The 16279-nt window shown below is 45.1% G+C and carries 16 protein-coding genes; all 16 read left to right on the forward strand.

Annotated elements, in window-relative coordinates:
• Nucleotides 1–275: 275 nt before the first annotated feature.
• The 16 genes from ONT08_RS00370 (at nt 276) to ONT08_RS00445 (ending at nt 16277) form a co-directional block, all read left to right on the forward strand.
• Nucleotides 276–743 carry a hypothetical protein gene (locus ONT08_RS00370; protein WP_144150460.1) on the forward strand — a complete coding sequence of 156 codons (468 nt, stop codon included), beginning with the start codon at nt 276–278 and terminating at the stop codon, nt 741–743.
• An 8-nt stretch (nt 744–751) separates the two neighbouring features.
• On the forward strand, nt 752–1078 hold the full coding sequence (locus tag ONT08_RS00375; protein ID WP_118255880.1) for a DUF4134 family protein: 327 nt from the start codon (nt 752–754) through the stop codon (nt 1076–1078).
• A 141-nt stretch (nt 1079–1219) separates the two neighbouring features.
• Nucleotides 1220–1528, forward strand: a complete 309-nt coding sequence (locus tag ONT08_RS00380) for a DUF4134 domain-containing protein (RefSeq protein ID WP_117588093.1) — start codon at nt 1220–1222, stop codon at nt 1526–1528.
• A 16-nt stretch (nt 1529–1544) separates the two neighbouring features.
• Complete coding sequence (locus tag ONT08_RS00385) at nt 1545–1853, forward strand: DUF4133 domain-containing protein (RefSeq protein WP_117588088.1); 309 nt, start codon at nt 1545–1547, stop codon at nt 1851–1853.
• Nucleotides 1854–1883: 30 nt separating this feature from the next.
• Nucleotides 1884–4808: a TraG family conjugative transposon ATPase gene (locus ONT08_RS00390; protein ID WP_264958692.1), complete on the forward strand. Its 2925-nt coding sequence runs from the start codon at nt 1884–1886 to the stop codon at nt 4806–4808.
• 5 nt (nt 4809–4813) lie between these two features.
• On the forward strand, nt 4814–7480 hold the full coding sequence (locus tag ONT08_RS00395; protein ID WP_264958693.1) for a PspA/IM30 family protein: 2667 nt from the start codon (nt 4814–4816) through the stop codon (nt 7478–7480).
• A 37-nt stretch (nt 7481–7517) separates the two neighbouring features.
• Entirely contained in the window at nt 7518–8477 is a 960-nt protein-coding gene (locus ONT08_RS00400) for an ORF6N domain-containing protein (RefSeq protein WP_264958694.1), read from the forward strand.
• Between the two features lie 11 nt (nt 8478–8488).
• Complete coding sequence (locus ONT08_RS00405; RefSeq protein WP_264958696.1) at nt 8489–9319, forward strand: hypothetical protein; 831 nt, start codon at nt 8489–8491, stop codon at nt 9317–9319.
• A gap of 137 nt (nt 9320–9456) precedes the next feature.
• Complete coding sequence (locus ONT08_RS00410) at nt 9457–10161, forward strand: DUF5045 domain-containing protein (RefSeq protein WP_264958698.1); 705 nt, start codon at nt 9457–9459, stop codon at nt 10159–10161.
• Between the two features lie 278 nt (nt 10162–10439).
• On the forward strand, nt 10440–11204 hold the full coding sequence (locus ONT08_RS00415; RefSeq protein ID WP_153088280.1) for a hypothetical protein: 765 nt from the start codon (nt 10440–10442) through the stop codon (nt 11202–11204).
• Between the two features lie 295 nt (nt 11205–11499).
• Nucleotides 11500–12618, forward strand: coding sequence for a hypothetical protein (locus ONT08_RS00420; protein ID WP_437183609.1), 1119 nt, complete (start codon nt 11500–11502; stop codon nt 12616–12618).
• 23 nt (nt 12619–12641) lie between these two features.
• The gene (traK, locus tag ONT08_RS00425; RefSeq protein ID WP_203068782.1) at nt 12642–13259 is read left to right on the forward strand and encodes a conjugative transposon protein TraK; all 618 of its coding nucleotides are present in this window, start codon (nt 12642–12644) and stop codon (nt 13257–13259) included.
• An 11-nt stretch (nt 13260–13270) separates the two neighbouring features.
• Nucleotides 13271–13603: a hypothetical protein gene (locus tag ONT08_RS00430; RefSeq protein WP_117586836.1), complete on the forward strand. Its 333-nt coding sequence runs from the start codon at nt 13271–13273 to the stop codon at nt 13601–13603.
• Nucleotides 13604–13605: 2 nt separating this feature from the next.
• Nucleotides 13606–14904, forward strand: a complete 1299-nt coding sequence (gene traM / locus ONT08_RS00435) for a conjugative transposon protein TraM (RefSeq protein ID WP_200757441.1) — start codon at nt 13606–13608, stop codon at nt 14902–14904.
• Nucleotides 14905–14914: 10 nt separating this feature from the next.
• Complete coding sequence (gene traN / locus ONT08_RS00440; protein ID WP_117586835.1) at nt 14915–15766, forward strand: conjugative transposon protein TraN; 852 nt, start codon at nt 14915–14917, stop codon at nt 15764–15766.
• 10 nt (nt 15767–15776) lie between these two features.
• Nucleotides 15777–16277, forward strand: a complete 501-nt coding sequence (locus ONT08_RS00445) for a hypothetical protein (RefSeq protein WP_118312258.1) — start codon at nt 15777–15779, stop codon at nt 16275–16277.
• The last annotated feature ends 2 nt before the right edge of the window (nt 16278–16279 follow it).

Genomic DNA, 16279 nt, shown 5'->3' on the forward strand with positions numbered 1-16279 from the left:
GGGCCGCCATAACTTTGCACAGGAAAAAGCAAGGGAGACAGATAGCACGCTACCGCTTCAATAAAAAAGATGAGGTCGAACAAAAGGGACGAAAATGAAAAATTAGATACAAGAAAAATACAAGCTAGCTATAACTTATTGATTATCAGCAAAGAGAAAGAGAGTTATTAGAAAAAGAATATGTTAAATAAAAAGGTATATCGTGATTTTCGCCCCTATATTGCAAAAAAGTAGTTCCTTTGCACCCGAATTTTTAACAAAACAAAATCAAGACAATGGGAGCATTTTGGATATTCGCAGCAATATTGACATTTGTCTATATCGTCTATTATGCCGTTATAATGGCCATGGACACTGTAGGCGACAAAGGTAAGAAAAAGAAAGACGTAGAGGTGTTTGCCGTTGGCAATTCCTCACAAGAAGCGTTTGTCGAGGAACCAACCTTCATCAAGGAAAAGGAAGCCTTGCCAGACACCTCTTCGGCAAAACAAGAAACCATCCCATCGGAAGCCACCGTCCAAGAGCCTTCCATCTCGCCAGAGGAAAGCGGCGAGGACATAGCCTCCAAGATTATGGCAACGGAAGACTCCGAGCTATATGCCAAGGCTGTGGCAGCCAAGGCTGAGATGGTAAAGGTAGTTGCCGAGAGCGAGGATGAGATAGCAGCCGCAGACTATGACGACAAACGCCTAGCCTTGTTGGTTGCCGAAGGCGATGATATGGCAGAAAGGATGAGCATATGAGAAAGATAATGAAGAAAAGGTATTTTCTAGCCTTTCTATTCACGGCAATATGCCTTACGGCCTCCGCCTCCTGTGGTACAACCGATTACAGCGGAAGCTCAGGAAAGCTCTATGACATGGTAGTATATGTCGTTGCCATGTGCAGTTTGACTGTTCAGCTACTATATGCCATTGCAGCCGTCTTGTCCATCTACAGTGCTACCAGCATCTACATCAAGTTGCAAGCAGGAGAGGAAGGCTTCACCAAGAGTGTGATGGTGCTTGTAGGCAGTTGCCTCTTCATGATAGGTGCAACCATCGTGATGCCAGCATTCTTCGGGTTCAACTTTGGTTAAATTAAATTATAGATAATAACAATCAAAACAAAAAAAGTATTTATGAAAATTAGCATTTTTAAAAACGCAGTAAGCGCAAAGGACTTTGTGTGCTCTGCAACCAAGGGCACAAAGGCTCTAGTTGGCAACCCAAGAGTAGCCATGGTGTTCACTCTCCTCTTTGTCTTTACCCTGGGAATGTTTGCCCAGAACACCGCTGGTGACTATTCGGCAGGAACAACAGCCTTGGGAACGGTGACCACCGAGATTGCCAAGTATGTTCCAGTAGTGGTGAAGCTCTGCTATGCCATTGCAGGTGTCGTTGCCGTGGTTGGAGCCATCTCCATCTACATTGCCATGAACAATGAGGAGAACGACATCAAGAAGAAGATTATGATGACCGTGGGCGCATGTATCTTCCTTGTGGCAGCTGCCCAGGCATTGCCATTGTTCTTTGGTGTAACCAACTAATCGTCATCAATAAATTATGGCAAATGAGAGTCAAGAGCAATATCCTGACTATCCAGTATTCAAGGGACTCCAAAAGCCCCTTGAATTTATGGGTTTAAGGGGTAGGTACATATATTGGGCTGCAGGAACCGTTGGAGGAGGCATTTTAAGTTTTCTCATCGGTTACGTTGCCTTCGGTTTTCTAGTAGGCCTTGTCTTGATTACATCCATCGTAGGCTTTGGAGGAGCGATGATATTCATCAAGCAGCACAAGGGCTTGCATTCCAAGCACTCACCTGTGGGTGTTTTCATCCTTGCCCATCTTGTGGAACATCAGAAAAGATGAGCAAGTTTATCATTTAATAAATTCATAGATATGATTTTACTTTTCGTTTCGGTCGTTTTCATTTCCATCCTCGTAGGTATGGCTATTTCCGTAGGTGCGTTCGGCACTGGAGGAAAGAGAGCCAAGATCTTCGAGGATATTTATTTCAGCATAGAGGAAGTGGATGGCATTGGCGTGGTATATACCAAGAAAGGCGACTACTCCGCCGTTCTGAAGATGGAGAATCCAGTAAGGAAATATTCCGCCGACACCGATAGCTATTACGAGTTCACATCACTCATGGCGTCAGTGATGCAAGTGCTTGGAGATGGCTATGCCATCCACAAGCAAGACATCTTTGTGCGCAAGCAGTTCGACATGAGCAGCATCAAGGGCAAGAACAAGGATGCCAAGAAGCGTTTCCTATCAGATGCCTATTTCCGTTTCTTCAACGGAAGAAGCTACACAGAGGCAACCACCTATCTCACCATTACCCAGAAGGGCAAGAGTGGCGGACTGAAAGCCTACGACAACAACAAGTGGAGAGATTTCAACGTAAAGATACAGAAAGTAGCCGACCGATTGAAGAGTGGTGGAATCACATGCCGCTTCCTTGGCGCAAGGGAGTGTCAGGAGTTTGCCGACCGCTTCTTTGCCGTTGACTTCAAGAATCCAACCACAGGCATGACCGACTTCAAGGTTGACAGTGAAGAAATCGGCATGGGCGACCAACATGTAAAAGTATATAGCCTGCTGGATGTTGACAACGTAGGTTTGCCAGGCATGATACGCCCCTACAGCGACACCGTGGTGAACAACTCGGTGATGCCAGAGGACTTGCTGTCGGAGCTAGACCATATCCCAGGTGTAGATACCGTCATTTACAACCAAGTCATCTTCTTCCCGAACCAAAAGAGGGAGATGGCAAAGCTAGACAAAAAGAAGAACCGTCACGCTTCCATTCCAAACCCATCCAACCTGATAGCCGTAGAGGACATAAAGGCAGTTCAAGACGAGGTGGCAAGAAATGGCAAGCAACTCGTATATGCACACTACAACCTGGTGATAAAGATAGAGGCAGACAAGGACTTCCAGAAAGTCACCAACAACCTAGAGAACATCTTTGCCAAGTATAACATCCATATCTCCAAGAGAGCCTACAACCAGCTGGAGCTGTTTGTGGCGAGCTTCCCTGGCAACTGTTTCCGTCTCAACCAAGACTACGACCAGTTCCTCACCATCTCGGAGGCCGCGTTGTGCCTGATGTACAAGGAACACCAGGCGAAGGGCGACAACTCCCCCTTGAAGTGTTACTATACCGACCGCCAAGGAGTGCCAATGCCAATAGACACGACAGGTAAGGAAGGAAAGGTGAAATACACCAACAACAGTAACTTCTTCGTCCTAGGTCCTTCGGGAAGTGGCAAGAGCTTCTTCATGAACACCGTGATGCGCCAGTATTACGAGCAAGACACGGACATCGTGATAGTAGATACAGGAGATAGTTACGAAGGCTTGTGCAGTTACTTCGAGGGCACCTATATTTCCTATAGCAAGGAAAAGCCAATCTCCATGAACCCTTTCAAGATTACCATGCTGGAGTATGACCAGAACTTTGGCGAGAAGAAGAACTTCCTGAAGAGTCTCATCTTCCAGATATTCAAGGGTGCGGAGATGCCGTCCAAGATAGAGGACACCATCATCAACCAAACCATCGTGGAGTATTTCGAAGCCTACTTCAATCCGTTCGAAGGCTTTACCGACGAAGAGCGGCAGAAGATGAAGGACACCCTCCTTCTCCAAGACAAGACCAACGGCAAGTATGAGGAGTATGAGCAAGAATTGGAAGAGAAATATGGAGAGGACTTCGACTTTGAATCAGCCACGGCAGAGGCAAAAGATGGCAAAGACCTCACCAGACAGCAACGCCTGAAGGGGAAGTTGCAAGCAGTCATCGATGACGCTGCATCCACCGAAGGTGAAAAAGAGAATGCCAAGAAGAAACTGATGCTTCTCACCCCGGAGGTGATAGAAAACAACTATCTCATGCGCATCGAGCGCAAGCTGGAAAAGATAGAGAGACAGAAGAAAAAGCTGAAAGTAAAGGAACTCTCCTTCAACACCTACTATGAGTTTGCCTTGGAGCGCATTCCTCAGATACTGCACCAACAACATATCGAGTTCAACATCAATGACTTCGCCGCCATCCTCAAACCTTTCTACAAGGGAGGAGAGCAAGAGTATATCCTGAACAACGACTTGGACAGCAGCCTGTTTGATGAGAAGTTCATCGTTTTCGAGATAGACAAGGTGAAGGACGATCCAGTTCTCTTCCCTATCATCGTGCTCATCATCATGGATGTGTTCACCCAGAAGATGAGAATCAAGAAAGGCAGAAAATGCTTGGTCATCGAGGAAGCATGGAAAGCCATCGCCACCCCAGTGATGGCCAACTATATAAAATACCTCTACAAAACCGCCAGAAAGCACTGGGCGATGGTTGGTGTTGTGACACAGGAGATACAAGATATCACCTCCTCCCCTATCGTGAAGGAAGCCATCATCAACAACTCCGACGTGTTCATGTTGCTAGACCAAAGCAAGTTCAAGGACAAGTTCGATGACATCAAGGCCACCCTCGCCCTCACCGACAACGACTGCAAGAAAATCTTCACCATCAACCGTCTGGACAACAAGGAAGGCAGAAGCCCATTCAAGGAAGTATTCCTGAAGAGAGGGCAGAACGGCGAGGTTCTTGGAGTGGAGGAGCCACCGGAGTGCTACATGGCCTATACCACGGAGAAAGCCGAGAAGGAAGCCTTGAAGCTCTACAAGAAGCTCATGGTCACCGACTACCAACATGCCATTGAGCAGTTCGTAAGCGACTGGCACAACAGCGGCATCAAGAAGAGCCTGGAGTTCTCCCAGAAAGTACTGAAGGAAAAGAAAGTGTTTTACTACAAGAACAAGCAATGAAAACCATGCGTAGATTAAGTGCCATAATAACTATGCTGTTGCTAGCCACCTTGCCGATATTCTCCCTGTCCTATCATGCGGTGAACGTTGACAAGGTGACGGCTGCAGCCATGACCGCAGCTTACGCTTCGGAGGCAGAGATGGAGGCGATGAACACCAGCAACCTGCAAAAGATCGTTGACCATTACAAGAGTGCCACCGTAGCCACTGCGGGAATTTTACTATCCAAGAAGAAGGACAGGGATGCAATGCGTAACCCTGGCCTTTTTGCGTCTGAGGAAAACTACTATTACAAGCGCATCCTCAACCTTGTGAAGAACGGTATCATGCCAAAGTTGATAACCGTAGCCTCCAAGATGGTGAAGCAACCCCAAAATGCCATCTACTGGGGGCCTTACCTGTTCAAGACCACCGAGAACGTGGAACAGCTTTGCAAGCAGTTCGAGCTAGTTTGCACCAATGGCAAGCTTAGTTTCAAGGATGTGACGTTCCTCCTCATCAACGATGACCTGCGAAAGATATTCGACCTAGCGCAGATGGGTGCAAACACCAACTGGGGCGACCTGTTGGACAAACTGGGAGACTTTGGCGACGGACTTACGAAAGAGGACATACAGGAAGACTTCAAGAACCTAGGTAGCCTCTTGGCCTCCATAGGTGGAAACACCATCGACAGCAACTTTCAAGAAGGAAGCAAGATAGGCAAGATTTTCCATATGAAGCCCAAGGAGATTGCAGACCTCTACAAGAACTTCAAGGAGCAATACGACAAATACAAGGAAGCAGGAAACGTGGAGAACATCCTGATGCAAGTAATCCAGACCGCCGATGCCGACGGCGTGGCCAGACTTTTCAAGGTTGACGACTACAACATCACAGGCTATATCAGCAACTACATCAAGGAGATGCAGGGACAATATTACACCCAAAGATGGTACATAGCCCAGGTGAACAGTGGCTCGCAAGTCCTCGCCACCTACAAGCCGTCCCCACCTACCAACACCAACAACAACGACAACTGGCCAGGATGGATATTCAAGTGCAACTCCCAAAAGAAGACAGCCCCACCCTATCCAACCCTCACCACCTCGGAATACAATCAGTTAAAGAGCGCAGCCGAGAGTGAGACAGGATGGAATGCGACTAAAAAAGCTGATTACGAGAAAAAGAATCCAGGACATACCATAACCCTCAGCTATCAGACCGTTTCCTATAATTACATCTGGGACAAGAGCGGAGGAACCTTTTCGCATTCCAAGCACGAAAGAGGTAAGCATTTCTGCGTATATATGACAGTTACGGACACTTGGAACATCAAGGATGAGGTGTATGAGGAAATCTTTGATTCCCAGACCATGAACCTGGAAATCTTCAAGAAGAAGATGGAATCTCGCTTGAAATACTACCAAGACCAAGAGGCCGACAAGGAAGGCAGCACCCTCTCCTATAAGCTGTGCTCCGACCCACCAAGATACTATGCCATGGCCGATGAGAAGAAGATGGAAGGCTGCAACTCCGTAAGTTTCACAGCCACCTGTGACGGAGGAGCATCCCTAGGAGAAGGCAGCTTCAACTGGAAGGAGAATGGCAAGCAAGGCAGTTCCCTCAATGAGAAGTCAAAGGAGTTTGCCATGCGCAGCACCCCGGACTCAGAAAATAACAATGTGGATGACCTTCTCACCAAGCAAAAGGAGTATGAGGCACAGATTTCCACCTTGAAGCAACAGATTTCCAGCAACGACAAGAAGCAGCAAGAGCTAATAAAGCAAATTCAGCAAGCCCAGTCGTTGGGCAACCAGGACAAGGTGAAGAGCTTGCGCAGCCAATATGATTCCATCACCAATGAGACGGCAAGCTTGAAGCAACAGCTCAACAATACACAGAAATTCCTCAACGAGTTGAACAACAATGTAAACGAGTATTACGAAGACCTTGCCGACAACTTGGACGGTCCCTACAGGATACCATCCAACATGAAGGAATTGGAAGGCATGTACCAGCTGCAATGGACAGACGATGGCAACTGGGTGGAAGGCAGCAGCCAATATATCTTTGTAAGACATGGTTATTGTCCGTCGGTGAAGTCAACGGTGACCTATACAGCCACCCTCACCTTGCAACAGAAACCAAAGTATTTCCTTGGAATCAGAATCCATCGAGCCATATTGTCCGTGGATTTCAAGCTCACAAGCGAGTATTCCAGCGACAATGTTGTGGCAGTCATCAAGCTAGACATGAGCAAGAGCGAGAAAGAAAGAGCCGACGAGGTGAATGCCAAGCTGAAGGAATTGATGGCAGACATGCCCAACTGCAGCATCAACATCAAGTACAACTATGCCTCAAAAGCTGATGATGACGAAGACGAAGACGGCATCCATCTGCTATGGGCTAGCGACCGCCTGGATGTAGCAAGAGAAGTTGACTACCAGCTCACTTCCATCTACTCACAGCTTGTCATCTTGGAGAAAGTGATGCAAGACAGAGAAACCATCCTCGACTTCCTGAAGCACAAGATATTCGATGTAGTGAGCAGGGCATCCAGAGGAGCCATCGCCGAGTATGCACTTACAAGATGGGAAGATGCAAGTATGGCGGCAATGAAGAAACAGGCAGGAGTAGAGGACAAGAAAGAGAATACCCCATCCACACAAAAGTCTGACAAAAACGTTTAAGGTCACAATTTGTGATCTTAAAAATAAAGATAGCAATATGGCAGATAATATAGAACATCAAGATAAAGGAGAACTGGTCGCAAATTGTGACCAGTTACAAAATGATGAAGTCGTAGTTACCACTCCTGTAGAAAGTCGAATAATGTCTATTCGTGGAAAGCAGATTATGATAGACAGAGACTTGGCTGAACTTTATGGAGTGGAAACTAAAAGATTAAACGAGGCTGTAAAACGTAATATAGAACGTTTCCCTGAGCGTTTCCGTTTTCAACTAACTAAGGAGGAAATGGCTGAACTGGTCGCAAATTGCGACCGGTTCAATATTTTGAAGCACTCAACAGTTCGTTCATATGCTTTCACGGAGCAGGGAGTGGCTATGCTCTCCACTGTTCTTAGAAGTGAAACCGCAATTCGTGTAAGCATACGTATTATGGATGCATTTGTTGCAATGAGACGTTTCATGGTGACAAATGCAGAAGTTTTCCAACGTCTTTCAACAATGGAGTACCATCAACTGGAAATGCAGCAACATCAGCAAGAAACAGACAAGCGCATAGACGAAGTATTCCGCAGATTGGACGAGGGCAATGCAAAGCCGAAGCAAGGTGTGTTCTACAATGGGCAAGTTTATGATGCCTATACTTTCGTGTCCGACTTGATTAAGAGTGCGAAGAAGCGTATTGTCCTTATCGACAACTATGTTGACGAGACTGTACTGACATTGCTCGATAAAAGAGATAATAACGTGTCTGCGGTTATCTACACTCAGCAGATAATCCGTCGGTTCCAACTCGACATAGACCGCCATAATGCTCAATATGCACCGATTGATGTTGAGACATTCCGTTTGTCGCATGACCGCTTCCTTTGTATAGACGATGATGTATATCACATTGGAGCCTCCATCAAAGACTTAGGTAAAAAGTGGTTTGCCTTTTCCAAGTTAGACATACTATCCCCAGATATGCTCATTGAAAAAATAAAAAGTAACAATTAAAAACGAACGGTATGAGAAAAAAGAACCATAGGTACTATACCTATTATATAATAGTGGCATTACTGGCATGGCTTCCAACAAAAAGCCACGCCCAGTTTGGCATCAACGACATGCCATCCATGGAAGCGATGATTTCCAACCACAAGAAAGTAAGGACAGCCTTGGATATAAGAATGATAGCGGAGCTAGGAGTAGAACAGGCACATGAAGGCTCGCAGAAAAGCATCGAGGAATATCAGGAATCCAGCAAGAGGCTTGATAAATACAAACGCTGCTTTGACATCATCGACCTCATTTTGAATGGAACAGCCACGGCTTTTCATGGAGTAAGAACCTATCAAAGCTGCAGTAGCAACATCAAGAGCTACCTACAGCTTCTAAACGAGTATGAGGAAAAGATACTCTTAAAGGGCAAGATATGGTCATCGGACACCATCATCTATACAACAAGCAAGCAAACCATAGAGGATATAAAAAGTTCCGCTTCCAGCATCTATAAATCCTATATAGATTTGTCAGCCTACCTCACAGGAACGGCAGAGTGCAAGACAGAATCCATGATGCTCTGCTTGCAATGTATCAATGAGAACATGGATGCCATCGACGCATCTGTCAGAAACGCCTACCTAACCCTTTGGAGCTATATGACCATTCGCCTGGGGTTCTGGAAGAAAGAGATATTCAGAGCCAAGACCATCAGGGAGATGGCGTTGGAGGCATACGACACATGGAAGAAATCCCAGTATATTGCCTACAACAACCTTCAAAACCCTTCCACCGAGAAACATAAGGCATTGGGAGGAGGGGGCATTCTCGGCGGCAGGTCAAGAGAAGACATTTAGTTCCAATGGATAAAAGGCATATATAAGTATAGGCTTATATAAAACAATAAAGAAACAGACATATAAGTATATAAAAATATAATTATATTAAGCAATAATCAATGAAACATATAAGAATTTTATTTTCATTAGTGGCAATGTTATTCATCTCCACGACATCAAGAGCGCAAGGAGCCGAGGTTACCTATATTCATGAAGATGACATCATGAATCAGTTTACAGTAATGGAAACTGGTGCTGGCAGTCTTAAACCAAGAGAATACTATCAACTTATGCACAAGAGTTACCAAAAAACAGCAGCAGCCACCAACAAGTTGAGTTTTCGCTTGGAAAATCAAGTATTGACCAACAAGGAAGTTCCTTTGGCGGAGAAAGTGGATTCCGACTTGGTAAAGAGAGAGAAGGTAGAAGCCACCAACATCGCCACAAGAATGCCAGGCGCAGGCGATGTCGCCTGGATGATGGAAAAGGGAAAGATAGAGAGTAAGATGAACACCTTCGAAAGCAACATCAACAAGATAGTAAGCTATGGAGGCAGCAGCGATGACTTCAAGAACTGGAAAGACATCTACAATAGTCTCGACTGTGCCATCAAGCTCATCAGAAAGTCCTATCTAGACCTAGGCAGTCGAAAGAAGGAATATTTGGCCATCTACCAAGACATAGTGAAGCGCAACCTCTCCCTCACAGGGCAACTAAGATATTGGAAAAGTCTAAAGACTGTCAAACAAGCCCAGCAGAAAGCAACGAAAATAGACAGGCAATCAAGCAATACGGTGATAGCAAACAATGCCATGCGAAGATGGCAGAACGCCATGGCCGTGGATGGTTTCTCCAAATAAGCAAACAAATACACCTATATTCGCATAATTATATAACCATATAAAAATATAATTATATAAGAAAATAAAGAAATATAGCAACAAAGAAATAAGGCAATAATACAATAAAGAAACAGAAAAATAAGGATATAAATCAGTCGTTTTACTCAAAAGTACAATAAAATATATGTGAAAACTAAACTTTTAGTTAATAATGTTGCTCAATTCAAGAAAAAGCTGTATCTTTACAGCCAAAAATAGGTAAAACGGCAATAATGTCAAACCAAAGAGTAAATGATATGAGCAACAAAAATTACAACAATTATAGCATAGCAAAGAAAACAATAGCAGTAGTATTCCTTAGTTTGATAGGAATGCTAAATGTGATGGCACAGACTGGGACGGTTAATAGAACTTTTATCATGACTGGTTTCGGCGAAAAACTTGACACATGCAATCTTTCCTTATTTTTCGAACAAGGAAAGGTTACAGGTTTAAACATGGCTTTCAATAATAAAGGAAAAGGTTCATTTATTTTGGCAAGCATTTCAGGTGCCCCAAACATGTATCATAAATATAAAACTCCAGAACAAAGAATAAATGATTTCAAAAATCTAATAGATACACTTCAAACAAAATATGATGAATGGAGTGCCATAGCAAAAAACAACAAGGTTGTTAACTATAAAAAACAAATTGGTAACTTTAGCAATGTCCCTATATTGTCTTTAACTCTCCACAAAAATAATATTAAATACTATCAAAAAAACGAAGTTCCATATATAGATGATTGTACACCTTATTTTCAAGTTGATACCAAGGGGAATTGCTGTGTCTTCTTTGGTTGGAAAGGATTTAACTTTGAAAGAACAAAGGGGTACAACCAAGGATTTTGGACATCCTATCCTATAAAAGAACAAGTCACTGAAAATCTCGTAATATTTCAGTTTTACTCATCGAAAGAGTTACAAAGCCTCAAAGATGCTTTAAATTTAGAAACAGCAAGACAAGAACTTCTCAATAAAACAAAAAGCAGCGAAGAAATAGATTCTTTATTCAAATAATCATAAGCCTCTTGCGTTAGCAAGGGGCTTTGTTGTATATTCACCTCAATAATCTATACCCTTGCATTAACACCGAGGGGTTAAAGGGGGCGAGCAGCCTCATTTATAATCATTTACACGATAATCCTTAGAAAAAGAATATGTTAAATAAAAAGGTATATCGTGTTTATGCGGCCATTTTCATGTTTTTCCATTACTTTTGTGCGAAAATTTTAAAATTGATATAAAAATGGCATTTAGTACATTATTCTTAGATGCTTCATCCAGTAATGATACGATGGATGGAATAAAAGACATGGTTAGCGATCTTTCGCAAACCATAGGTGTTGATTTGTTTGAGGAAGACATTGATAATGTCGTTTTTCAAACAAACGAGTTTTTATGCAACAGCGATTTTATCGGTTCGCAAGGTCCTTTTTGGTGGATTTTGCAGATGAGCATGGCTTTGGGAGCATTGTTCTCTATCATCGTGGCTGGAGGCATGGCCTACAAGATGATGGTGAAGAATGAGCCTATAGATGTCTTCAAGATAATGAAGGTGTTAGGCATTGCCATCGTGATGTGCTTTTGGTACCCACCAAGCATGAGTGGATTCAAAGGTGCCAGCAACGCTTGCATCCTTGATGCTTTGGCTTACATTCCAAACTGCATAGGCAGCTACACACATGACTTATATGAAGCCGAAGCTACGCAAGTAAGCGACAAATACAATGAACTTATGCCTCTTATTCAAGCTAGAGATTCCTTAGCAGGTAAAATCAACAAGAAAGTTGAAGCAGGATATATTGGTGTAAAGGAAGAGAAAGCACTTTCAACAGTATCAGAAGCCTCTGGCACACAATCAACATCAGAAGGATTACAAGATGCGGTTGAAGCAAATGGCAAATCCACCTTTGCTGGTTTAATGATAGGTCTGGACAAAGTAGTCATGTTCTTTGCCTTGGTCATCTACCGAATTGGTTGGTGGAGCACGATTTTCTGTCAGCAGATACTGTTAGGAATGCTCACGATATTCGGACCGATTCAATGGGCATTCAGCGTCCTACCAAAATGGGAAGGAGCCTGGGCTAAGTGGATAACGAGGTATCTCACGGTACACTTCTACGGAGCGATGTTGTACTTCGTTGGTTTCTATGTATTGTTACTTTTCGACATCGTACTAAGTGTTCAAGTAGAGAACCTTACTGCTATCACCCAAGGCGAGGGAGCCATGGCCGCCTACATCCAGAACGCCTTCATGACCTGCGGCTACCTGTTGGCAGCATCCGTAGTAGCCTTGAAGTGCTTGAACCTAGTTCCAGACTTGGCAGCGTGGATGATACCAGAGGGCGACACCGCATTCTCCACCCGAAACTTCGGCGAGGGAGTAGCATCCTCAGTGAAGGCAAGTGCGGCTTCAGTGATGAGAATATAAAGAATAGATAAAAATACAACAATATGGCAGTATTAAAGAATGTAGAGAATAAAATCAAGCTCGTAATGATAGTGAGCAGCCTATTTCTGGTAGGCTGCGTCATTGTGAGCCTAGGCAGCATCATCATCGCCAAGGGCATGGTGGACGAAGCCCACAAGAAAGTTTATGTATTGGACGGAACCGTTCCTATCCTGGTGAAGCAGACCACCCAAGAAGAAACCTTCGATGTGGAAGCCAAGAGCGACATCGAGATGTTCCATCAGTTCTTCTTCACGTTGGCACCTGATGACAAGTATATCCAATACACCCTGAAGAAAGCCATGTATCTGGTGGACGAGACAGGACTAGCCCAGTACAACGCCCTGAAGGAAAAAGGCTTCTATAATAATATAATAGGTACGAGCACCATCTGCAGTATCTATTGTGACAGCATCAAGCTCAACACCGATTCCCTCACCTTCACCTACTACGGCAGACAGCGCATCGAGCGAAGGACAAGCATCCTGATGCGTCAGTTAGTAACCGCCGGCAAGCTCAGAAGAGTGCCGAGAACAGAGAACAACCCTCACGGAATCCTCATCACCAACTGGCGAACACTGAAGAACCAAGACTTGGAGGAAACCAAGAAGTCAGACTATTAAATCAAGCAACAATGGACATAAAGAAAGTACTCATGGGCGAGAAGATGCCCGACAAGAACGATCCCCAGTATCGAGAGCAATACGAGCGAGAGGTGAGAGCAGGGCAAAAGTTCGCTGAGAAGACCAAGCTCAACATACTGTTTTTGAAAATCCAAGAATGGGCAAACGACCACAGAAAGGCCTTTCTGGGCATCGTGTTCGGCTTGGTAATCTCCCTGTTCGCCTGGAATGTCATCAACATGATAAGATATTACAATGCGAGCAAGGAGCAAAAACGCCACACGGCAGTGGAGCGAGTAGAGAAAGCCCTTCAGGAGCAACGTAATTCACACAAAGCACAATAAAGATGGATATAAAGAAAATCAACTTCAAGCAGCCCAAGTATATGATACCAGCCATCATATACATACCGCTGTTGTTCACAGGCTACTTCTTGATAGACACATTCAACGTCGAAACATCAGGGCCAGGCAACAGCAAGCTGAAGACCACCGACTATTTGTCAAGCGAGTTACCGGAAGCCTACACCGACAGCGTCCTAGGCGACAAAATGGACAACACCCAAAGGGAATACGGAAAGATTTCCGACCTTTCGGGAGTCCAAAACGTAGAGAACGACAACGACTCCGTAAACAAGAAACAGGATTACGAGTCAAAGTATAACGAAGAGGAAGCCAAGAAGGTCAAGCAACAGCAAGCCGAGGAGAAGCGCAAGCTCCAAGAGATGCAAGAGCGAGTGAGACAAAATCGCAGCCAATCCAACAATGACGACTTTGTTGACCCGATAAGCAGCTCCGAGATAGCCAAGGCGCAACGTCGCCGTCGCCAACGCAACTGGGAAGAAATGAACCGCAACCTGGGAGGTGGCGACAACTATCTGGCAGACTATGAAGAAAACTCGTCCTCTTCCCTTTCCTCTTCAACCACAACAGGAAACACCACGAACAGCGGTATTCCTGGAGCCATGAACAATGACACCGACAATTCTTACAACGCTCCAAATACCGCTAACGGCAACCATCAGTACCAAGGAGGCGTACAGCAAGATGGAGAGCAACCAGAAAAGGTGACAAAGAAGACCAAGGAAGTCTCCGACTACTTCAACACCGTAGGCAAGGACAAGGAAAAAGACAAGCTCATCATGGCCATCATCGACGAGAACGTAAAGGCCGTTGACGGCAGCAGGGTCCGTCTCCGCCTGTTGGATGACATAGAGATAGGCGACGAGACCATCAAGAAAGGCACCTACCTATATGCCACCATGAGTGGCTTCGGCAAGCAAAGAGTCCAAGGAAAGGTAGAAAGCATCTTCTATGACGATGACATCATCAAGGTAAGCCTATCCATCTATGACACGGACGGCATGCAAGGCCTGTATGTACCTCTGAGCAGTTTCAGGGAAACCACCAAGGAAGTCGCAAGCAGTGCCATGCAAGGCGGCAACATCATGGACAACACCACGACCAGCAGCAGCGGCATCAAGGGATGGGCGACCCAAGCAGCGCAAAATGCCTCACAACGAGTGATGAACGCCTTGGGAACAGCAGCCAAGAAGAACCGTGTCCGCCTGAAGTACGGCACACGAGTTTACCTTGTTGACGGCAGTCAGAAGGAAAGAAGCAACAGAAATAGAAACAATTATTAATCAGATAGAAATGAAAGAAATAAGAAAGAAGTTCCTATCACTCCTTGCGGTGTGCTTAGGAGCCACACTTGGAGCATTCGCTCAGAAAGGATATAACGACATGGAGCAGCTCACTATCAACGAGAATGTTTCATCCATCATCACGGCATCAGAGCCTATTCGCTTGGTAGATATATCCACAGACAGCATCGCTGGCGACAAGCCATTGGAGAATGTAATCCGCTTGAAGCCAAAGACAGGCAACCACAAAGACGGCGAGGTGATGGGAGTTGTTACCATCATCACAGAACGCTATCGAGTGCAATATGCCTTGATATACACAAGCAAGTTGGAAGAGGCGGTGACAGACAAGGAAGTGGAACTTGTGGAGCGCAACGCCTTCCATAACCCGGACGTTAGCATGTCAACGGTGGACATGGTGAGTTACGCCATGAAGGTGTGGAACTCCCCTGCCCGATACAGAAGCACGTTCACCACCCAGAACAAGATGACCATGCGCTTGAACAACATCTATGTGGTAGGAGAATACTTCTTCATAGACTTCTCCGTGGACAACAAGACCAACCTTCCGTTTGATATCGACGAGCTTAGGGTAAAGCTGCAGGACAAGAAGCAGCAGAAAGCCACCAATGTGCAGACCATCGAGCTGAAGCCAGCCCTGGTATTGGATCGTTCCGTAAGATTCAAGAAAGGCTACAGAAACATCATTGTCCTGAAGAAGATGACTTTTCCAAACGACAAGGTACTATCCATCGAACTCAGCGAAAAGCAGATTTCCGGAAGAACAATCTCTATGAACCTCGATTATGAGGATGTATTGGCTGCCGATGCCTTCGACACCCTTCTTTTACGTGAACAATAAAAAGACAGATATGAGAAGAATACTTTCAACGATATTCGCCATACTACTGACAGCAAGCGCATTCGCCCAGAGTCACGGCAACCATATCATGGTAGGCGTTGGCGGCAGCTATCCGCAAGGAGTAGAGGCCACCCTCGCCTACGAGCACGAAACCGAGTATCACAACGCCTGGGAATATTTCGCCACAGCCTACTTGAAATACAAGAAAGACGAGGAGGCAGGACATGTCACAAGCGACTCCTTCTGGCACAACTATAACACATGGACTGTGGGTGCAGCCTACAAGCCATGTGTTACAAGAGGCAGAAACCACCACGGAAGTGTAAGAATAGGTGTTAGCTGTGGCAGCGACCTGGACAAAGTGATAACCGCAGGACATGTAGGTTACGAGCATACCTATAACCTCTACAACGGTTGGAGCCTGTTCTTTCAGGTGAAGGAAGATGTAGTAATCAGAGGAAAGGACACGTTCAGAACAGGAGCATCCTTTGGCGTGAAAGTTCCCCTATAATA

It is taken from the genome of Segatella copri (assembly GCF_026015465.1).
GTDB lineage: Bacteria > Bacteroidota > Bacteroidia > Bacteroidales > Bacteroidaceae > Prevotella > Prevotella copri_E.